This window comes from Gilliamella sp. X-23, assembly GCF_057063545.1.
Window position 1 is genome coordinate 39,842 of the sequence record NZ_JBXSQG010000005.1, and the last position, 19,403, is coordinate 59,244.

Below are 19,403 nucleotides of genomic sequence, written 5' to 3' on the forward strand. Positions count from 1 at the left end.
GCGGTTATGATCGATAAATATTGATGATAATTGGACGCAACTAGTATATCGTTATATACTAATCCACATTTTTCATAATGGTTTTTATTCAGTGCGTTTAAATTCAAGCCAACAAAAAGCTGTCGAATATGTTTCAGGCCCTTGTCTTGTATTAGCGGGCGCTGGTTCTGGAAAAACTCGGGTTATCATCAACAAAATTGCTTACCTAATTCGTGTTAAAGAGTATTTACCACGCCACATTATTGCCGTCACTTTTACCAACAAAGCCGCACGTGAAATGAAGGAACGTATTGCTCAATCGCTCAGCAAACAAGAGGCTAGAGGGCTAAAAATATCGACATTCCATACTTTAGGGTTAGATATTATCCGCAAAGAATATAAACACCTTGGCATCAAGTCGAACTTTTCTTTATTTGACGATCACGACCAAACAGCACTATTAAAAGAACTCACACAGCAATGGTTAGATGGAGATAAAGACCTTATCAACCAACTGCGCTCAACCATATCAAATTGGAAAAACGACATTATCGACTCAACCCTTGCCATGGCAAGGGCGCAAACTAACAAAGAAAAGCTTTTTGCACACTGCTATCAACTTTACGAAAAACAACTAAAATCGTGTAGTATTTTAGATTTTGATGATCTGATCTTACTACCTACACTATTATTAAAAAACAACGAACAAGTCCGCGAAAAGTGGCAAAATAAAGTTCGTTATTTGCTAGTTGACGAATATCAAGACACTAATACTAGCCAATACGAATTTATCAAATTACTTGTTGGCAACCGAGCTAAATTCACTGTGGTGGGCGATGATGATCAATCAATCTACTCTTGGCGAGGCGCACGTCCACAAAACTTAGTATTACTGAAACAGGACTTCCCAAATTTAGAAGTAATCAAACTCGAACAAAATTACCGATCATCGGGTCGTATTTTAAAAGTTGCCAACATCTTAATCGAAAATAATCCACATATATTTGAAAAAAAACTCTTCTCAGAGCTTGGCTATGGTGAAGTTATTAGAATCATCTCGGCCGATAGTGAAGAACACGAGGCCGAAAAAGTTATTAATGATCTTATTGGTCATCGTTTTACGAATAATAGCCAATACGGACAATATGCCATATTGTATCGTGGTAATCATCAAGCGCGTCTTATTGAAAAAATGCTAATGCAATACCGAATACCATATCGAATATCGGGCGGAACCTCGTTTTTTGCACGTGTTGAAATCAAAGACTTAATGGCTTATTTACGGTTATTAACTAACCCTGATGATGATAATGCGTTTATTCGCATTATCAACACACCAAAACGAGAAATTGGCCCAGCAACCATCCAAAAATTAGGGGAGTGGGCAAATCACCGAGGTATTAGCCTATATCAAGCAAGTCATGATATGGGGTTAACTCAACTACTATCTGGCAAACGCATGGAATCGCTACAGGTATTTATTCATTGGTTTGATACGCTTATTCAAAAATCACATCATGAACCGATGGACGCGATTTATGAACTACTGCATGGTATCAATTATGAAAGCTGGATTTATGAAACATCCACATCCCCAGCATCAGGCCAAATGCGTATGCGCAATGTTGAACAGCTAGTTAGCTGGTTAAATGATATGTTAAAAGGCGATGATATTGACGAAGCTATGACACTTGAACAAGCTGTTGCCAGATTTACCTTACGAGACATGCTAGAACGTAACGAAACCGAAGAAGAGCTCGATCAAGTTCAGCTTATGACACTGCATGCTTCGAAAGGGTTAGAGTTTCCTTATGTGTATTTAGTTGGTATGTCAGAAGGCTTATTACCTCACCAAAACAGTATTGATGAAGACAATATCGAAGAAGAGCGCCGCCTAGCCTATGTAGGCATTACTCGAGCTCAACAAGAGCTCACATTTTCATTTAGCCGACAACGTAAACAATTTGGAGAAACAATACAAGTCGAACCAAGTCGATTCTTATTAGAACTGCCACAAGATGACTTGGCATGGCAAGATCAACGCAACGAACTATCTCCCGAAAAAAAAATGCAACAAGGACAAAGCCGCCTAGCCATGCTAAAAGCGCAAATTGCCAAGGCTAAATAAGCAAATATTAATCATGACAATGTAAGGAATACAAAATATGAAGTTAATGATAAGTGTCATATTAATATTAATCAGTTGCTTTACGCATGCGATAGACTTTAATTATCACTCTGACAACACGCAGTTTTATCTATTAATTAAACAAATTGAATCTCAAAAAACATTACCTAGATTGGATACAGCAAAAGGTAAAGAAATCCTTAGCAAATTCACCGATCCCAAACTTATTGGAAATTTTTCAAACGATAAATTAGACGAACAATTGCAAATCACCAATTATATTAACTATATAGTAGAAATGTATTTGATCTTTTCGCCAAATAAATCAAACCAATTAACGAGCCAAGACCTAACCAATAACCTAAAAAAATTCCAAGCTGAAATCATTCTATTAAGTAATTTTAATATAAAGTATTTTGCGGCAATATCACAGCAGGTTAACCAGTTTTATAAAGAACTTCCAGAAGCGGAGAAGGGTGGAGTTATAAAATATAGTACAAAAATGATGCAAGTAGAAATGTTAAAATACTATTATGGTGGATTTAAGTGGATGGAACTACCGGACTGTTTAACTGAACAATCCAAACTTAATATTATCACTACTCTAGAACAATCGGCTGAAAATTATGCAAATGTGATAACTGAACAACAAAAACTACAAATTATCGAAAAGGCTGAAACACTAATAACTCAACAACCGGCATTTGAAGCACAGTTATCACACATTATTGAAGTGATGAAAAAAAGCAAATGTGAAGAACTATGCAAAATAGCCAACAAAAAAATAAAGCAACCTGAAAAAATAGAGGAAAATAACTAAAATCAAAAACGATTAACAAATAAAGCGCTATATATCAAATAGTCACCAAATTGCTTATAGGTCGTCTATATTCATGACCAAAACAAAAAATAAACACCTAGATTGGTGATATTTTGACAATCCAACGCAATAAACCATTAAAAATCATTGACGGATAGAAATAGCTTTATATAATACACAGCGTCTAATCAACAAATCCAATCCCAGTCTCCTTAGCTCAGCTGGATAGAGCAACGGCCTTCTAAGCCGTAGGTCACAGGTTCGAATCCTGTAGGGGACGCCATTAAAAGATAAGATAATCAATCATTTGCAACCGCCAAGCTCAAAGCTTGATTATCTTTATTTTGATTTTGTGACCAAAATGTGACTGCATTTGAAAAATGGCTTAAATGCTCAGCGTTTAAATGCGCATATTTTTTTACCATTTCCAACGTTTCCCAACCACCCAATTCTTGCAATGTAAAAAGAGGTGTTCCACTTTGAACGTGCCAGCTAGCCCACGTGTGGCGTAGATCGTGAAAATGGAAATCATCAATATTGCAAATTTCCGTAGCACGATTAAAAGCGCGTCGATCAATATCTTTTAATGGGTTATTATTTGTACTCACAAAAACATACTTGCTATTGATGAGTCGTCTGTTTTTTAATAACCCAACAGCCTCATCATTTAATAACAGCGATCTTGCTTTGCCATTTTTTGCAATATCGTTGCTTACTATAGCTATTTTGTTTTGAAAATCTATCTTATCCCAAGTTAATGATAAAATTTCAGTTCGTCTTGCACCAGTTAATAACGCAAATAAACAAACATCACGCAACCATCCTAGAGATATGTTTCTTAACAATTCTTGAGCTTGTTGCTTTGTTACCCATCTAACCCTAACTTTTGGTTCTTTCTGTTTTCCGACGTATGGAACGGAGGCAATCCAATTGTTCTTTTGAGCTAGACTCAACGCCCTAAGTATTGTTTTGCGATATTTATTTATTGTAGCTGGAGCTAATGGTTTTTTATTTTTCGCGTTATGTGTTGGCAGATTATTATCTATCATTTCACCGGTAATCGATGACAAATTTTTACCACCAAAAATAGCGCGCCAATATTTTGCATGACGAACTTTAGTTGCATAATCGTTTTGGTCTTTTCCGTCATTTAGTAGTAACAATAAAGCTTCGTCAAATGTACGTTCTAAACGCTTATCAAGTCGGCTTATTGCCCACATTTCATGCTTTACTTTGTCATGATATTCCTGAGCGAGTTTTTTATCACTCACCCCAGTAGAGCGTCTAATTCGTTCGCCGCTTGGTGTGCGGATGTCGATATAATAGACGCCATTTCTCTTTGATAATGACATTTTTTAACCTCCTTTTTGTCATTAACAAGAGCTAGCCGAATAACATTATTATTTCTTTTCTTGCTCTCGTCTATGTAATTTTGTAAATCCGATTCAGATATGCGCCAAAAGCCCCCGATTTTGTACATGTGATATTTTGCAGGATTTGCTCGTACCGTATGCTCCGATAGTTTCAATGCTTTTGCCACATATCGCATATCATGTAGCGGTGTCATTATTTACTCCTAAAATTTCTTCTCATCTCTCATCAAAAAATCACACTAAGTAATTCGCTGTATTAAAATACTCTGATTTAATTTTTAGTTCGTGTGTTGTCATGGTTGTTTCCTTTAGATAATAGTTATCGTACGCCAAATAATGGGCGTGAGAATATTTGTAAAATTAATAGAATAGGGTGGTATAAAACGAGTTTGCTTCAATAAAAGCTTTATTTTATACTTTGTTAAGTACAATTTACTTCATTTTGATTTTTGAACTTTCAAAAACAATATAAAAAAGTATTATTAATAAAAATTAATAGTCAAAAAAGGGATTCTTATGTTGAAAAAGATAATATTACTTTCGATGTTATTTTCTACAGCCGCACAAGCTAAATTTATTCATCCAATGGACTTTGATGGTTCGGAGGCTCAAAAGCAAGAAGTTATCGAATATATTAAGGCTAACGTAAAAAAAGATTATTGTGAACAACTAGATATGTGCCAAGCTTCCAATTTGAGAATGATGGAGCAAGAGAATTTAAATGCATTTAAAAAAGCTACTAAGGCAAAAAATAGAAAAATAATGGATCAGGTAATTAAAGATTATTGTAATAGTGGTTTAGATATGTGTAGTTATAGCAACATACTAATGATGTATGAAGAAAACAATAAAGCCGACAATAAGGAATTATCTTGGTAGATGTTCCATAATATAACTCACAATAAAAAACCGCTACATGAGCGGTTTTTTATAACCATTTGATTTAAAAAGGTATATCGTCGTCAAAATCCATCGGTGGTTCTGGCGCAGTTGTTTGCGGTTTAGATTGTTGAGGCTGTTGTTCATCCTGCTTTTTAGTCAATTGAATTTGAGATACTCGCAAACACGGTCTTGTGAATGTTGCACCATCTTTTTGCCATTCTTCAACATAAAACTCACCGCTAACTACTACCAAATCGCCTTTTTTGATCTTCGGTGCATAACCCTCCGCGACCTTACCCCATAAAATGCACTTAATCCATGATGTTTTTTGATGTTCGCCGTAACCTTGTTTAACTGGTAATTGAAATTCTGCTACCGCTGTATTGTTTTGTAGATAACGTAATTCCGCATCTTTTCCTGCGTTACCCGTTGCTGTCATTGTGTTAATTGCCATTTTCTTGCTCCACTAATGATTGATCAATTGCATTTTTACAAATTTGCTCTTTGATAGTTTTAGTTAATCTAGTCATAATTCTTTCCTTTAAAAAAAACCGTCACTTGGACGGTTATGAGGCTTCTATTTGTTTGATACGCTCATCGAGTTCTTGCAGAAATTTGATAACTTCTGCTTCTATCTCTTGAGCTAATGCTTCGTCGTAATGAATTCGTATGCACCTAAAACTCAAATTATCGGGTAATCTATCGTCATAACTGACAAAATCGCACCATTTTCGACCTGTGCACATCATTTGCCATTGCATTTGTAAGATGTACTCACGCTTTGGCTTTAGTGATTGCATAAATTCTAAGTGTGTCCACGTATTCGGGCATTTTATTTCGATCAGCCCGTCATCATTTACTAACCCGTCAGGACTAGCGCCAGCGTTTTCGATTGTAGGGTGGGGAATAAAGCCAACTTCTTTAACGGTTACGTCAAATTGGTTAAGTATGTACATTTCTCTAGCTGTTGGCTCTAACTCTGTGCCGCGTTGCATTGCGGCGTTAGAGTATGATTCGGTTGGTTTTTCTGTTAGTCGTTCGCAAATCAGCTGAGCCATGTAATTTTGACGACTAGTCGAATAACCGCTTTTTGTTTTAGTCATCACATCACTAATTCTACTTGCGGTTACTTTGCCCAGTCGCACGTTAAACCATTCATCCGTTCGCTGTTCCATTATTAGCCTCTTTTGCTATATCATAGATACGGCGCTTTTCAGTGGACCCGATAAGTTTTTGGTCTTCAATTGATAACGATTTCCAAAACTCACCCATTGCATCAATGCCTTTTTGTGCAGATTGTTCAACCGCTTTGATTAATGATTCTCGTTTTTTGTTTAACGCATCTTCATTAATTTTTTGCGCCTGTTTTTCTTCTTCTGGTAAATCTTCACCAGCATAGATATAAAAACCCAACCCAAACATAGATATGGCTTTAGTTAAACATCGCATGGTCGCTTTATTAATATCTACTGAATTTGGTGACTTAATAGCGTGGTTTTTAAAATCCATAACTGGTAGCCACATAAATCGAGTTGCCTCGTTGTTATCCTCTTTTATTGTTAGCGTTACGCTAACCGTCATAGAGCCATCCATTTCTGTGGTTGGTGGGTTAATTATGTATGAGGATTGAGGGTAATACTCCATTAAAACACCCCATGCCCACGCCCAAGACAAATATGTTAATCCGTTCTTTTTTTCAACTTTGTCGTTAACATTAACCTGCGATAGAGTTTCCCAAATTTTCTTTTCAAATGATTCTGCCATTTGTATATTCCTTTTTAATTCGTTGCTACTTCTAACATCCAGCTAAACCACATAAATAACCCACCCAATGTCAAAGCGTAGGTACAAAAAAGGGCGTATAGTTGTTCGCCCTTAGTTATTTTGTAATTTAGTCTGAATCGGTCTGTGTCATGTACATTACAGCCGACGTAATCAATTGGGATTGTGTTCATGCTATTTCCTCAATTCTTTGAAAAACCAATCTGTTATGTCTTCTAAATCAGAAGCTCTCAGCGTCAAAATACATTAGGTCATCCCCAAAAAGCCCTCAAAAGAGGGCAAGCGGATGTAGTATGTGCTCGTCTTTCCGAGCTGTCAGAATCTCTTGCTATACTCAGTTTTTGCTTGTGAATAGCATATGTCGGTTATAAATTGGTCATAAATTTCTTTGTCGATTGTTTTGCTTTCTAGCTTTATTTTTAGTAGCTCTACAATTTGCCAATCATTGTCGTTACCGAAATTTTTAATTAATTCTTCGGCTCTAGTTTCAATCCAATTATCTTTAGCATCTTGCATTTCGACATCGTTCATCATTTTGCAATATGCTTTTTCGTAACCGTTCTCTACAGCTCTATGTAATTGCATAACTCACCTCGAAATTTGGTAGTTTTAATTCATAAATTCACTCCTAAATAAGTTTGTGAATAATATATTTGGCAGTATAATGCGTTTTATTTATACAAAAGGAACTGATATGAATATATTCAATAGGTTAGTTAGGGGAGAGCTTAGCCTAACCGTAACTTTTTGGGTGTTTGGTGTTTTTGTTTTTTTTGTTTTGCAGTTATCAACATTTATAATTTTTTGTTTATCTAAAAACTCAGTTTATGGAGCAGGGCTAATATTTTTAGTTTTTTTAGCTAGGTGCATATTGATGTTAATGACTTCAATAGGGCTATGTAAAATGATACTAAACAAAAACTCTGTTTTGGCACTTTTAGCCTTCCTATTAATGGGGTTAGTTTTCATTTATACTTGCTCAGATATAATCGCAGCTGCAAGAGTCTTTTTGAGAATATTATCACGCATTTCATAATTTATTTGTAAGCTATTTGCTAATTATCAAACTAGATGGCTCTCGTTGAAAGACATTTGGTTTGAATATTAGACGCAGACCTCTCAGCCTGCTTGGTGGTTTACCTGCACAATTCATCCAGTCACCCACTAGGCGGAATCAGCAACCAGTAGCCGCCTCTAATCTCTGGTTGCTATATAAAATTAAGCAATCTTCTTACTAAAGAACTTGATGGCCAGTCGGTCTCTTTCGAGGCTGGGAGTGATTAAGTCGCTCACCCGATGCGTACTGCTGTGATTGCTATCAAAACCGCTGTACTTTCATATGCTCCAGCTAGCTACTTGAATCTCGCTTAACTAATTAAGTAACTCGTGGTATTGCTTAATTCTTTTGTTAAGTTGATTTGTTTTGATGTGTAATAATTTAAGATATCTAAAATTAATTGTCAATAAAATATTTAAGAAATCTAAAATAAATTTAAGTATTCTGTAATTGTTTTTTTGTATGCGAGTTATGAGTAATATTGAATTGCAAATTATTTTTTAACCAGAAAGGTGTTTTAAAGTTGTGGTGGGATTTTAGGTGTAAAAAAAGCCCCGAAAGGGGCTTTATTTTATCTCGAATGAACTAAGCAGCTTTAACTAGACTATTGTGAATACACGGACTAAAAATTATTGATGAAGTTATCTAAATTTTGAATTTTAAAGTTATCTTTATTCAATAATCTTGTAGGTAATGAAGATTTTATATTCGATTTTAATAAATCTAAATATCTTGCAAGATCAGAGTTAAGTTCTTTATTATAAACTATTAAAAAATGCCATTTATCTGCATTTTCATGAAATATGGTTTTAGGTTCCAGATCGTTTTTAATTGAGAGTAATAATAATAAAGTATCTTTGTATTTTAAAGCAAAATCATTTACTTTAATATTCTGAAGTAGCTTGGGATAGTGTCCTTTAACTGGACAAGATTTTGCCTGTTCACAACAATTAATCTGTTGTGTTATTTTCTTTCTAATATTTCCATCTTCAGCATTTAAATCACTGAATTCGGTAAAATATAGATTTCCATCTTTTTCTAATAGAAAATCAACAGATTTTAAATTATCACAATTACAATGTTTTTTTAACCCATCATCATTATCAAGCAAATAACCATTAGGTAATCGTTCTAGCAATTCCTTTGTTATATCTCTAAATTCTGGATCTATTTTTTTAAAAAATTTATTTAATTCAATTTTAGCCATTTTCTTCTAAAAACATCTGTAAAAAAGATTCACCCAAATCATCTTTAATCGCTTTAATTTTGTTGAATATATTTTCTTCATTGTTGATTGAGATACCTTCTGATGATAGCTGATTAATTGCAAAGTGATCATTACTTACTAAATCTTCATTTTTATTAATTAACAATTCGATACATTTAATCATATCAATACTATGAGTAGCGATTACAACATGAACGTTTAATTTTGATAACTCTAATAAACACTCAACCATCATTCTTTGCCAATTCGGGTGTAGATTAATTTCTGGTTCGTCAATAAATAAATAGCTACCATCAGAAATAATTCCTTTATCTAATAATAAAGATAGCATTCCTAGGTTTGTTGTTCCTGTAGAAGTTAAATAAAGTGAAAAAGAACTGTTTTCGCAATTCTTTTCTTTGAAAAGAATGTCCCCACTGTCAGAAATATCAAATTTTCCGCCAATTGCATCTTTTAGGGTGGAAGATATTTCTTCAAATTTAGTAACTATTGGTGATAATGTATAATTAACCTCCAATAAGTTCGATAAATCAAAAAAATATTTTGGGATACCCAACAATTCTTTTTGAAAAAATTTAGAACGAAGAGATCTATTAAGAAATTGATTTCTTTTGATTAAATTTAAAGCAGGTCGTATTTTCCAAAATATAGGGGATTCTATATACACAATATTATTGAGCTGTTGAAACTGATCTATGCTAGCTGAATTAAGTTCAAATGCAATGCTGTCTTGCTTTTCTCTTTCATTATATTGCAAACTTATTGTGCCTAATTTTTCAAAGTTAAAAGAAAATTTTTTATTGTTATTATAATTAATTAATTGAGATAATTTAGCAATTTGAAAATTTTCTTGTAATTCAGATCTAAGATCTTGTTCAATTGATTTTGCTATATTATTAATAGGGTCTTTAGCTAAAAGATCTAAATTGTGAATGATATCATCTAATCCTATTAATTCTTCAACGAAAGATTGTATTTTTTGTTTACTTCCAAGCTCGTTTTTAAAGTCTTTGAAATTATTTATTATGTTTTTTAATTTTTCATTTAATTGTTTTGTCAACAAAAATTGCTCTGATAAATAATGAGCATCAACATTATGTTGTATGAAATTAACGCAGTCATCAATCGCTTGTTTCATTAATAAGAGTGATGTAGTTTCTTTTGTATTGAGTTTACTTGTTGATAATATTTTATTTAAAAAAAAGTCAGTTACTCCAATATCATTTAGCAAATTTTTTGTTAAATGATCTTTATTTATTGTATTAAAGAAGCTATAAAAAGCCCTAGTTACAAAACTTTTTCCGCAACCATTCCTGCCTGCTATCACAGTAAAATTACTTAATGTTATATTTGCGTTTTGAATTTTACCAAAGTTTTCTATGTTAACATTAAACTTCATATGAGCTTAGTTCTCTTAAGTAATAGTTGTTGTATCATGTAGTAAAAATAGACAGTGTGTTATTTTAAATGAATTATCAAATTAACTGAATCTATTAGGTATGATATACTACCTTCAATTATTATGAAACTAGAAACTTCAAGAAATAGTCAGTATCTTTATGATCTTTTTTTATTTAACCGCCGAAGCGGTTATTAATGTTTATCTCTGTATAATTTCCATTCATCGACAGTAGTTCCGTCGGGTAGGTGGCATAATCCATACCAACCTTTGCTGTCCTTTACTATTTCAGATTTACCACCAAGACTTTCGCAATAAACTGATGCAGGATTAGCAATGTTAACGTTGTTTTGTGCTGATTCTTTTTTTGCACAAGCTATCGTTGATGCAGATAAAAAACTAATTAATAATAATTTTTTCATTAAAACCTCTTTTTGATATTAACCATTTTTTATAGCATTGATTACATCTATCTTTTACGTCTGAATATCCTATGCTCAACCATTGTGCCAACTATTCTTATTTGCTGAGTTAATGTGCTCATTGTTGTATAGTCAGGATTTAATGGTATAAGTTCAAATTGCATTCTTTCATGCTCATCATATCCTAACTCTCTATATTTCTTGAAAGTTGCTTCTGATTCGCCATTCATTGCGACAACAAATTCACCGGGGATGGGGTTAACGGCTGGATCTATAATGACAACATCACCTTCTTTAAATTCTGGCTCCATTGAGTCGCCTTTTATTTGTAATGCAAATGCTTTATCCGATAATTCCAATGAAGTCATAATGTATTCAAATCCTGTTGAATCTCTTAATTCGCATGATTCAGTCCAAACTCCTGCTTGTACATAACTAATTAATGGTACCTTGAAAGATTTTAATGATGCGGGAACGACATTGGATTCTTCCCCACCATTCAGAAGCCATGCAAAATCACACTCAAGAGCTATTGATAAGTCGAATAAATTTTTAGCGCTAGGTGATGTTGTATCTGATTCCCATTGTGATATTGACCCATGGCTAGCATCCTGTAAAGATTTAGCCAAGTCTTTTTGCGTAAGATTTAAGGCTTTTCTTCGCCTCCGTATTCTTTGGCCAATTGTTTCTGTTGTCATTTGACACCTCTTTTATTGTTTAAGTTATCTTAAATCATATTGACTTAAGTTTTCTAACAATGTAGTATTTTAGAAGTCTTAAATTAATGGATTTAAATTATGCTAAAAAAAATAGTTATTAATTATTTTAAAAATCCCAAAAAGGTAGCTGATGCTTTGATGATTAGTCCTGCTGCTGTTTCTCAATGGGGCGAAATAATCCCAGAAAAAAACGCGTATCGTCTACAAGAATTTACCAATGGAAAATTAAAGGTAGATAGTTCTTTGTATCGAAAAAATAACAGAGATCAAATCAATGGAAAAATTATCGAATAAAACAAATGAAAGAGCGAGAAAGATTGAAAGCATAATCTTGCAACGTCTTGCAGAAAAAACACAGACAACTATTGCAATAGAGTTGGGTATGAGCGAGTCAAAAATATCTAGATTAAAAAACGATGATATTCCCGTGATTGCAAAACTAATAACTTGTTTAGGGTTAAAAGTTGTTCCTGATGATTCGTTAGAAGTGTCACAAGCAGAGCTGAAATCTATAAAAACATTAGCAAGAAAATACTTAGAGATTGATGAAATGGTATAAAAAAGCCACTAATTAGGGTTAGTGGCGCGTGATCACTGAATCGGAGTAAATCACATGAGAAAGAATAAATCATATTACAGAACATGTCAACGGGCAGAAAAACCCGAAGAGTTAGCGATGATCGCATTACATAACCCAGAATTTGGAAAGCGATTTGTAGAAGTGTTTCAATCAGCTAAAAGAGGTAAATCATGTCCACGGCAGAAGTAATCGATTTTTATAACGCTAAAAAAGGCGTAAACATGAGTAATTTTAAAAAGGGTTATATTGCATTGAGTCGTAGTGTTAGACACGCTGATTGGGCTAAATGCGCTATTAAGCGCACGCTTTGGGAAAATTTATTACTTGATGCAAGTTACAAGGATAGAACTGTTAATTTTAAAGGCCGTGACTGGGATTTGTCTCGTGGGCAACTAGTTACGACTAGGGAAATTTTAGCTAGTCAAATTGAAATTGGTGGCAAACCTGTTAACTCCACAATCATCCGCAGGGCATTAGAATTTTTCGAAAATCAAGGCATGATTTCTAAGTCTGGCAATCGTTTAGGTACGGTTATAACTATCATAAATTATGATGCTTATCAGTCATATTTTTGCGACCAATCAAATGACCAAAAGATTGACCAACCTAATGACCAATACCAAGCTAGTAATATCAAGACTTTAAACGGTGTTAATGACCGACCTAATGACCAATCAAATGACCAAAAAGTTGACCAACAGAACAATAAAGTATTAGAACAAGAAAGTAATAATAAAAATAATATGTCATCTGACGATGACTCATCTGCGCCAAAAAATAAAAACTCAATTGATTTTGATTTAGTCATGGATGCATACAACGATGCTGTAGAAAACAGATTACCTCAAATTCAAAAAATGACCACTGCACGAAAAAACCTAGTTAAAAAATTTTTTAAAGACAACAAAAAACTAAACATAAATGATTTGATTAACTATTTTTATGATTTTGTAGAAAGAGCACCAGCTTGGGTGTTTGGTGAAAACAAGCGAAACTGGAAGGCTAAATTTGAATACATTGTGACAGATGAAACTTATACAAAATTCAAGGAGGGTACGCTGTGAACGTGATCCCTCATGATTTAGTTGCTGAACAAGCAGTACTTGGCTCAATGATGTTAGATTTTCAATCAGACCGCTGCCAAAAAGCAATCTATTCATTGAAGCCAGAATCGTTCTACGGCAGACATCATCAAGTTATTTTTGCTGAAATGCTTGAATTAAATCGTAAAAATTACCCAATTGATCTGATTACATTGTCAGACTGTATGGAAGCAAAAGGGATTTTGAAAGATTGTGGTGGTTTAGCGTATCTGGCTGAATTATCAAAAAATACGCCGTCGATGATCAACGTTACAGCCTATGCTGGAATTGTTCGAGACAAAGCGATTGAACGCTATACATTGCAAAAATTAAACGACTGTAGTGCGATGATTTTTGAGAAATCAAATCTATCTACTAGCGACAAAATATCGGCTATTCATGCGCTATTTACGCAAATTGATGACTATAACAAAACAGGTAAAACAACGGGGCTTAAGTCGTTAAAAATAATCGCTGATAAGTGGACTGAAACATTAGAAAAACGATTAGAAAATGCAGATAGTGCGCGTGGTTTATCAACTGGGATAAAAGCACTAGATGAAAAATTATCGCCTAAAGGGCTTGTTCGCGGATCGCTGTTTGTCGTTGGTGCTCGTCCAAAAATGGGTAAAACCACGTTCGAAATTAACATGGCTCGTCATTGCGCTATGAATGAAAAATTACCTGTGCTGATGTTTTCGTTAGAAATGCAAGATGAGCAAATGCTTGAAAATATTTTAGCTCAAGAATCAGCGGTAAATAGCAATATTTTTTATGACGGTGGGTTAGGTTCAGATTCAGAATTTGCGCACGTTATGCATCATCTCAACGAATTATCAAACACCGATAACATTTACATTGATGATACACCTGCGATCACGCTATCGCATATCCGTTCAGAAGCTCGACGAATGGCAAGAGAAAAGGGGCAAATAGGCATGATCATGGTTGACTATCTAACGTTAATGGAGAAAGAAAAAACTGGCGATGATACTCGTAATGACTTGGCTTATGGAGCAATTACTAAAGGGCTTAAAGCCTTAGCTAAGGAGCTTAATTGCGTTGTTGTCATGTTAACTCAATTAAACCGTAATCTTGAATCAAGAGCGGATAAGCGTCCGATCCCAAGTGATAGCCGTGACACAGGGCAAATTGAGCAAGACTGTGATTATTGGGTGGGTATTTATCGCGATGCTGTTTACAACGACAACGCAGATAAGAACCTGATGGAAATTAATGTAGCGTTAAATCGTCACGGCTCGGGAAATTTTACTGTTTTTGCAGGTATTAGCAATGGTCGCATTTATGAAGTTAATCAAGCTGAATCTTATGCTAAAGCTAATCCAGAGCCAGTGAAAAAAGAGAGAAAGTATGCGCGAGCCAGTTAATCACTGCCCACTTGGTCTTAATCACATGCTCGACAAAATAGCGTACGACTATGTAAGAGCGATAAAGAGCAGGGGAGCGAATACGGTACAGATTAAGCATGAAATAGCAGAACGAGTTAAAAAATATTCAGAAGAAGATAAGGCAAAATTGAGAGAGTTGATATAGAAATGGCTTACAAAATAACAGCAGAAGTAAAAAAGGGTTGGCAAGCGTGGGGAACAATCGTATTGCATCGTGATTCAAAACTCACAGAAAAAGGTTTAATTAAAACGCTGGCTACAGTTAAAAACTCATTCGGCAATACTAAAGTTGATGTTGAAGTGCGTAATTTTGAGTGTGTAAGGGTCTAGAAGTGATTAAAGAATTTCGATTAACACACGAACTAGCACGCACTACAGTGATTAACGTAATAAATCAATTGCCAATTGATAGCGAGCATCCATTGCGGATTGTAATTGATGAAGACAATCGCACGTTAGCACAAAATCGCATGATGTGGGCTGTTTTAAATGATATCGCAAAACAAGTTGAATGGAATGGAGAAAAGCTCACAGCAGAGGAATGGAAGCATTTAATCACGGCTAATTTGCACGGGCAGAAATGTGTAAAGGGAATTCAAGGCGGACTGGTATTCATGGGGCAATCAACGCGAAGAATGAATAAAAAAGCATTTGCTGATGTGGTGACTTGTGCTGAACAGTTCGGGGCTGAAAATGGCGTTATATTTAGCTCAGATGCACAGGAAGCGATTCGACTGGCTGAACAGTACAAAGACCAATTATCAAAGGTGGCGTGATGATAAAACAGGTTATTTATCGAAACTCAAAATGGCTCGATGCTGTTAAATCAATAGAATATTGCGTCTTATGTGGTTGTTATTGTCAAACTCAGCCTGCGCATAGAAATGAAGGCAAGGGAATGGGTATGAAAACGGATGATTGTGCATGTGCCGCATTGTGTAATCAATGTCATTATCAGATTGATAACGGTAAAGAATTAACAAGAGAAGAAAGACGAATTTTATTAGATAAAGCAATAGTATTAACAATTATTCAGTTAGCAAGGCGAGGGAAAATAGGGGTAATGAAAGTATGATTACACTAACACTTCCTTATCCTCCAACGGTTAATCATTATTGGGGAACGGCAGGAAAGCGAAGATACATTAAACCTGACGGTATTAAATTTAGAAATGCCGTTGTAGCTATCGTATTGCAGAATAAAGCTAATAAGAAGTTATCTGAAAGGGTAATGGTTGAAATTAAAGCTTATATGCCAGATAGAAGAAAACGAGACCTAGATAATATAAATAAAGCTATTTTTGATGCATTAATTCATAGCGGTGTCATTTTGGATGATGAGCAAATAGATGTATTACACAGCGAAAGAAAAGAAGTTATCAAGGGTGGCAGAATAGAATTATCTATAAGTAAATTGGGGGAGCAATGAGAGAAACTAAAGATATTTTAACAGCATGGAAAAACACCCGTATATTAAAAAGAATGGGAACCGAATACCCCTCAAAATCGGCAGGTATTGATGGTGCGCCAATGGATTTTGATTATCGTCAGTATCTGACCGAAGATGAAGCTGAAATTGTTGATAATGCGGTGTTAATTTTAAAAAATGATAATTATTCACAGTGGATTGTTTTAACTGCATATTATTTGCGTGGAGTTTCGTGTAATGCCCAAGCAAAAGCAATTGGAAAGCGTCCACACGATATTATTAATTTATTAAATCAAGCAGAGATGTTTGTAAGAGGAAATATTTACGAATATTTCAAAAAAGTGGCATAAAATGCAAAATATTGCAGATAAAAAGCTGGACTTTGCGCAAATGCGCATATATAATTAGTTCAAAATGCGGTTTTGAACGCATAGAATTTAAGCCCACAGAAATAGTTGGGCTTTTTATTTTATTGTTCAATGTGCAACCTAGTCTATTTCGCATTTTGACTCATATTTTATATTGGCTGAGTCTAATACTTTTTTTCTGTATTTTTCAGCATTTGTTAACTGTTCTAATAAAGCGTTGAGTGTTTTTTTATTAAATCCAACCTTGTTATATATTGATGATTCACTAAAAATTATTAAAGAATTATTAAAATAAGTATGGAAATTCATAATATTTTCTGCGTCTTCTGATTTTAATAATCCAACTTTATCTAGGTTAGATTTATAAATTGAAGGTAAATTTAATTCAGAGTCTGGAGTGATTAATCTGTTTTCTAAAAGATTTGTATTATTAAATTCTTTTATTTTTTTATTTACTGTCTGAATGCGTTCGCAGATTATATCAGAACCATGATAGCCTTCTATTTCAACAGCAAAAATTTGAAGCCATTTTTTTCCTTCTTCTTCTTGTTGCAACTTGGGAATGTAATATGTAACTACAACACTCACAAATGCTGATATTAAACCACCAATAACAGTTGCACATATTGTTTGTAAAAAATCACTTTTCATTACGTTATTCCTTATATATTTTAAAGCCTTAATTAAGAGGCTTTTTTGTTATCAAGATAGTATTTAACAGCATCAACAATAAGTTGAGCTTGGGGTATATCTAGGCTTTTACTTGCTTGTTCAATTAATGCTATATCATCAACGTGTAGTTTGAAGCCTTTTACTTTAACACCTCGTTTTTGGTCACTTTTTGCTTGAATTTCTGTTATTGATTTTGCCATAAAATCACCTTGATTTATTAAGTGTCAATTGATATATTTAAGGTCATCGGAGAGGTTTCCCTCTCCTTTGAACTACTTTAGAATGCTGGGGAGCTTATCAAAAGTAGCAGAATTAAAATGAGTATTTTGAACTTCATTTTTCTTCTCCTTAAGCCCTCGTCTTAGGTCGGGGGTTTACCTTATCAAGTCCCTTACTTGATGGTTATTATTATAGGTTAACCTATAATAAAAGTCAACACTATCTATCTAAAAAGTTAAATATTTTTAAAGAATTATTAAATCCTGACCCTAAAAAGTTGGGCTTTTGTTTTTATGAAAAGGTAACATAGTAAGCCTTTTTAAGGTAACATATTTGTATAATTCTACTTTACTCTTTACCTTATGGTATTTATAATCTACAGCAGGTTGATAACTTGAGTTATTAATTCTTTTGAGGTGATTATATGATAACAGCAAGAGATTTTGGAAAAGCCCTATTATGGGATGCTAACCAAAAGGGTATTACTGTTGGCAATCTACAACTGCAAAAATTAGCTTACTATTGTCAAGGTTATTTCATTGCTTTGCATGGTGAGAAATTATTTAATGAAAAAATAACTGCTTATAATTTAGGTCCTGTCGTCTTATCTTTATATCATGAATACAAAGGAATAAAGGAGATTAGTTTGGACAGGTTTCAAGATGGGGCATCTATCTTTCATGGTTTAGATGAACGAATTAAATGTATTATAGATTATGTTTTGAATCTTGTTGGTCGTTTATCTCCTTGGGATTTAGTGCTTAAAACGCATCAGGAATCACCATGGATGAAACATTCTCTAGGAATTAATAAAGCGGATGGATGTGAGATCACCACTGAGGAAATGAGTATATTTTTCAAAAATGAATTGGCAAATTTACAAGATAATCATCTAGTGAGCGTGTTAAATGCTCTTGATGATTCTGAAAAGTCACGGTCGATTGAAATACCTAAAAATGTACTTGATAACGATGATGACTTCATTGCTTGGGCTAAAACTTTGTAATGATTGGTTACAAGCATAAAGTAACACTTTCTCAGAGTGATAAATTTAGAAAAGAATGGAATACGTTTCTAGATAACGAGCCTAAAGTTGTTCTTCTGATTAGAGATAATTTTATTCGGCCAATTTCGAATGGTTGGGACCCTTTCTCAGAGCTTACTGGGAAGTACAAACCAAGTTTTGATGTCGATTTCACCTGTAGTGTTGTGAAAGATGCTTTCATTGCACAAGCGAAAAAACATAATCTTTTTCATTATCACTTTGGGTATCCAATTTATAAAGGTGGCTCTGATGATAAATATCAAGGAGATGTTTCGGACGGAATAATTCACACTAAATTAATTACAAATGAAGCTGAAAAAATAATTGAGCATAGAATTATCCAAATATGTAAATTACATCCCAGTCCTTTCGTAGTTCCTTTTGATAGAATTTGTTTTTAGTAAATATCTTTAATTATGCCAAGCCTCAGTTAGCACTGGGGCTTTTTTATTATCAAAATTTTGGAGGGTTGGCAGAGCTGGTTTAATGTACTGGTCTTGAAAACCAGAGAGGGCGAACGCTCTCCGTGAGTTCGAATCTCACATCCTCCGCCATTTTCCAAGGGTCTAAAGCTCATACGGTATGAGCGGTCAACTCATAATTGAAAGGTAGCTTGGTTCGAGTCCAGCTAGACCCACCATAACAGTCCATCTCATAACCTCTACACAATCTGGATAAATCTGGGTTGTGATACGTTTGGGGGCTTCTATTATTTTTGATTCCCTTGTGGAACTTTAAGACCAATTTAAGATGCGTTCATTTTGGCTACACCGGTTGATCACGGTGTATTGTTTTACATCTTATCTACCAC

The 19,403-nt window shown here is 34.3% G+C and carries 27 protein-coding genes and 3 tRNA genes; 18 read left to right on the forward strand and 12 right to left on the reverse strand.

Going from position 1 to position 19,403, the window contains the following annotated elements; translation table 11 throughout:
- Positions 1 to 91: 91 nt before the first annotated feature.
- The 3 genes from rep (at position 92) to ACYH9I_RS04670 (ending at position 3,210) form a co-directional block, all read left to right on the forward strand.
- Entirely contained in the window at positions 92 to 2,107 is a 2,016-nt protein-coding gene (rep, locus tag ACYH9I_RS04660) for a DNA helicase Rep (protein WP_483559281.1), read from the forward strand.
- 37 nt (positions 2,108 to 2,144) lie between these two features.
- Positions 2,145 to 2,927, forward strand: coding sequence for a hypothetical protein (locus ACYH9I_RS04665; RefSeq protein ID WP_483559283.1), 783 nt, complete (start codon positions 2,145 to 2,147; stop codon positions 2,925 to 2,927).
- Positions 2,928 to 3,133: 206 nt separating this feature from the next.
- Positions 3,134 to 3,210, forward strand: a tRNA-Arg gene (locus ACYH9I_RS04670).
- Positions 3,211 to 3,226: 16 nt separating this feature from the next.
- Here the strand turns inward: ACYH9I_RS04670 and ACYH9I_RS04675 are convergent.
- Positions 3,227 to 4,279 carry a tyrosine-type recombinase/integrase gene (locus ACYH9I_RS04675; protein WP_483559284.1) on the reverse strand — a complete coding sequence of 351 codons (1,053 nt, stop codon included), beginning with the start codon at positions 4,277 to 4,279 and terminating at the stop codon, positions 3,227 to 3,229.
- 537 nt (positions 4,280 to 4,816) lie between these two features.
- On the opposite strand from ACYH9I_RS04675, the gene ACYH9I_RS04680 reads away from it, so the two are divergent.
- A complete protein-coding gene (locus tag ACYH9I_RS04680) occupies positions 4,817 to 5,179 on the forward strand; it encodes a hypothetical protein (protein ID WP_483559286.1) in 363 nt (120 codons plus the stop codon).
- Between the two features lie 64 nt (positions 5,180 to 5,243).
- Here ACYH9I_RS04680 and ACYH9I_RS04685 read toward each other — a convergent pair whose 3' ends face one another.
- The 5 genes from ACYH9I_RS04685 to ACYH9I_RS04705 form a co-directional block, all read right to left on the reverse strand.
- Positions 5,244 to 5,636 carry a single-stranded DNA-binding protein gene (locus ACYH9I_RS04685; protein ID WP_483559288.1) on the reverse strand — a complete coding sequence of 131 codons (393 nt, stop codon included), beginning with the start codon at positions 5,634 to 5,636 and terminating at the stop codon, positions 5,244 to 5,246.
- A 112-nt stretch (positions 5,637 to 5,748) separates the two neighbouring features.
- Positions 5,749 to 6,357, reverse strand: coding sequence for a lambda exonuclease family protein (locus tag ACYH9I_RS04690; RefSeq protein ID WP_483559289.1), 609 nt, complete (start codon positions 6,355 to 6,357; stop codon positions 5,749 to 5,751).
- A complete protein-coding gene (locus tag ACYH9I_RS04695) occupies positions 6,338 to 6,946 on the reverse strand; it encodes a Sak single strand annealing protein (RefSeq protein ID WP_483559291.1) in 609 nt (202 codons plus the stop codon). Before ACYH9I_RS04695 ends, ACYH9I_RS04690 begins: the two co-directional genes overlap by 20 nt.
- A gap of 14 nt (positions 6,947 to 6,960) precedes the next feature.
- A complete protein-coding gene (locus tag ACYH9I_RS04700; protein ID WP_483559293.1) occupies positions 6,961 to 7,137 on the reverse strand; it encodes a hypothetical protein in 177 nt (58 codons plus the stop codon).
- A gap of 142 nt (positions 7,138 to 7,279) precedes the next feature.
- Positions 7,280 to 7,549: a hypothetical protein gene (locus tag ACYH9I_RS04705; protein ID WP_483559295.1), complete on the reverse strand. Its 270-nt coding sequence runs from the start codon at positions 7,547 to 7,549 to the stop codon at positions 7,280 to 7,282.
- A 109-nt stretch (positions 7,550 to 7,658) separates the two neighbouring features.
- Between ACYH9I_RS04705 and ACYH9I_RS04710 the strand changes: the two genes are divergently transcribed.
- Entirely contained in the window at positions 7,659 to 8,000 is a 342-nt protein-coding gene (locus tag ACYH9I_RS04710; protein ID WP_483559297.1) for a hypothetical protein, read from the forward strand.
- Between the two features lie 643 nt (positions 8,001 to 8,643).
- Here the strand turns inward: ACYH9I_RS04710 and ACYH9I_RS04715 are convergent.
- From ACYH9I_RS04715 to ACYH9I_RS04730, 4 genes are all read right to left on the reverse strand, one after another.
- On the reverse strand, positions 8,644 to 9,228 hold the full coding sequence (locus tag ACYH9I_RS04715; protein ID WP_483559299.1) for a hypothetical protein: 585 nt from the start codon (positions 9,226 to 9,228) through the stop codon (positions 8,644 to 8,646).
- A complete protein-coding gene (locus tag ACYH9I_RS04720; protein WP_065590040.1) occupies positions 9,221 to 10,648 on the reverse strand; it encodes an AAA family ATPase in 1,428 nt (475 codons plus the stop codon). Before ACYH9I_RS04720 ends, ACYH9I_RS04715 begins: the two co-directional genes overlap by 8 nt.
- Positions 10,649 to 10,842: 194 nt before the next feature.
- Positions 10,843 to 11,070, reverse strand: a complete 228-nt coding sequence (locus ACYH9I_RS04725) for a putative hemolysin (protein WP_483559301.1) — start codon at positions 11,068 to 11,070, stop codon at positions 10,843 to 10,845.
- Positions 11,071 to 11,117: 47 nt separating this feature from the next.
- Positions 11,118 to 11,768 (reverse strand): LexA family protein, encoded by a 651-nt coding sequence (locus ACYH9I_RS04730; protein ID WP_483559303.1) that lies wholly within the window; start codon positions 11,766 to 11,768, stop codon positions 11,118 to 11,120.
- A gap of 99 nt (positions 11,769 to 11,867) precedes the next feature.
- Between ACYH9I_RS04730 and ACYH9I_RS04735 the strand changes: the two genes are divergently transcribed.
- From ACYH9I_RS04735 to ACYH9I_RS04775, 9 genes are all read left to right on the forward strand, one after another.
- Complete coding sequence (locus tag ACYH9I_RS04735) at positions 11,868 to 12,083, forward strand: Cro/CI family transcriptional regulator (RefSeq protein ID WP_483559305.1); 216 nt, start codon at positions 11,868 to 11,870, stop codon at positions 12,081 to 12,083.
- Positions 12,064 to 12,348, forward strand: coding sequence for a CII family transcriptional regulator (locus ACYH9I_RS04740; RefSeq protein ID WP_483559307.1), 285 nt, complete (start codon positions 12,064 to 12,066; stop codon positions 12,346 to 12,348). Before ACYH9I_RS04735 ends, ACYH9I_RS04740 begins: the two co-directional genes overlap by 20 nt.
- Positions 12,349 to 12,539: 191 nt before the next feature.
- Positions 12,540 to 13,433, forward strand: a complete 894-nt coding sequence (locus ACYH9I_RS04745) for a hypothetical protein (RefSeq protein ID WP_483559309.1) — start codon at positions 12,540 to 12,542, stop codon at positions 13,431 to 13,433.
- Entirely contained in the window at positions 13,430 to 14,839 is a 1,410-nt protein-coding gene (locus ACYH9I_RS04750; protein ID WP_483559311.1) for a replicative DNA helicase, read from the forward strand. Before ACYH9I_RS04745 ends, ACYH9I_RS04750 begins: the two co-directional genes overlap by 4 nt.
- A 168-nt stretch (positions 14,840 to 15,007) precedes the next feature.
- Positions 15,008 to 15,190, forward strand: coding sequence for a hypothetical protein (locus tag ACYH9I_RS04755; protein WP_483559312.1), 183 nt, complete (start codon positions 15,008 to 15,010; stop codon positions 15,188 to 15,190).
- A complete protein-coding gene (locus ACYH9I_RS04760; protein WP_483559314.1) occupies positions 15,175 to 15,636 on the forward strand; it encodes a recombination protein NinB in 462 nt (153 codons plus the stop codon). Before ACYH9I_RS04755 ends, ACYH9I_RS04760 begins: the two co-directional genes overlap by 16 nt.
- Positions 15,636 to 15,935, forward strand: coding sequence for a hypothetical protein (locus tag ACYH9I_RS04765; protein WP_483559315.1), 300 nt, complete (start codon positions 15,636 to 15,638; stop codon positions 15,933 to 15,935). The genes ACYH9I_RS04760 and ACYH9I_RS04765 overlap by 1 nt, the downstream gene beginning before the upstream one ends.
- The gene (locus tag ACYH9I_RS04770; RefSeq protein ID WP_483559317.1) at positions 15,932 to 16,288 is read left to right on the forward strand and encodes a RusA family crossover junction endodeoxyribonuclease; all 357 of its coding nucleotides are present in this window, start codon (positions 15,932 to 15,934) and stop codon (positions 16,286 to 16,288) included. The genes ACYH9I_RS04765 and ACYH9I_RS04770 overlap by 4 nt, the downstream gene beginning before the upstream one ends.
- On the forward strand, positions 16,285 to 16,638 hold the full coding sequence (locus ACYH9I_RS04775; RefSeq protein ID WP_065606362.1) for an antiterminator Q family protein: 354 nt from the start codon (positions 16,285 to 16,287) through the stop codon (positions 16,636 to 16,638). Before ACYH9I_RS04770 ends, ACYH9I_RS04775 begins: the two co-directional genes overlap by 4 nt.
- A 138-nt stretch (positions 16,639 to 16,776) precedes the next feature.
- On the opposite strand, the gene ACYH9I_RS04780 is transcribed toward ACYH9I_RS04775, so the two are convergent.
- Together ACYH9I_RS04780 and ACYH9I_RS04785 are read right to left on the reverse strand one after the other, a co-directional pair.
- Positions 16,777 to 17,307, reverse strand: coding sequence for a hypothetical protein (locus ACYH9I_RS04780; RefSeq protein ID WP_160413103.1), 531 nt, complete (start codon positions 17,305 to 17,307; stop codon positions 16,777 to 16,779).
- 32 nt (positions 17,308 to 17,339) lie between these two features.
- A complete protein-coding gene (locus ACYH9I_RS04785; RefSeq protein WP_065609594.1) occupies positions 17,340 to 17,528 on the reverse strand; it encodes a ribbon-helix-helix protein, CopG family in 189 nt (62 codons plus the stop codon).
- Positions 17,529 to 17,971: 443 nt separating this feature from the next.
- Between ACYH9I_RS04785 and ACYH9I_RS04790 the strand changes: the two genes are divergently transcribed.
- From ACYH9I_RS04790 to ACYH9I_RS04805, 4 genes are all read left to right on the forward strand, one after another.
- Positions 17,972 to 18,553 carry a Panacea domain-containing protein gene (locus tag ACYH9I_RS04790; RefSeq protein WP_483559319.1) on the forward strand — a complete coding sequence of 194 codons (582 nt, stop codon included), beginning with the start codon at positions 17,972 to 17,974 and terminating at the stop codon, positions 18,551 to 18,553.
- Complete coding sequence (locus ACYH9I_RS04795; RefSeq protein ID WP_483559321.1) at positions 18,553 to 18,993, forward strand: hypothetical protein; 441 nt, start codon at positions 18,553 to 18,555, stop codon at positions 18,991 to 18,993. Before ACYH9I_RS04790 ends, ACYH9I_RS04795 begins: the two co-directional genes overlap by 1 nt.
- Before the next feature lie 62 nt (positions 18,994 to 19,055).
- Positions 19,056 to 19,146 (forward strand) — tRNA-Ser (locus ACYH9I_RS04800).
- Positions 19,147 to 19,154: 8 nt separating this feature from the next.
- A tRNA-Met gene (locus tag ACYH9I_RS04805) sits at positions 19,155 to 19,232 on the forward strand.
- Positions 19,233 to 19,403: the final 171 nt, after the last annotated feature.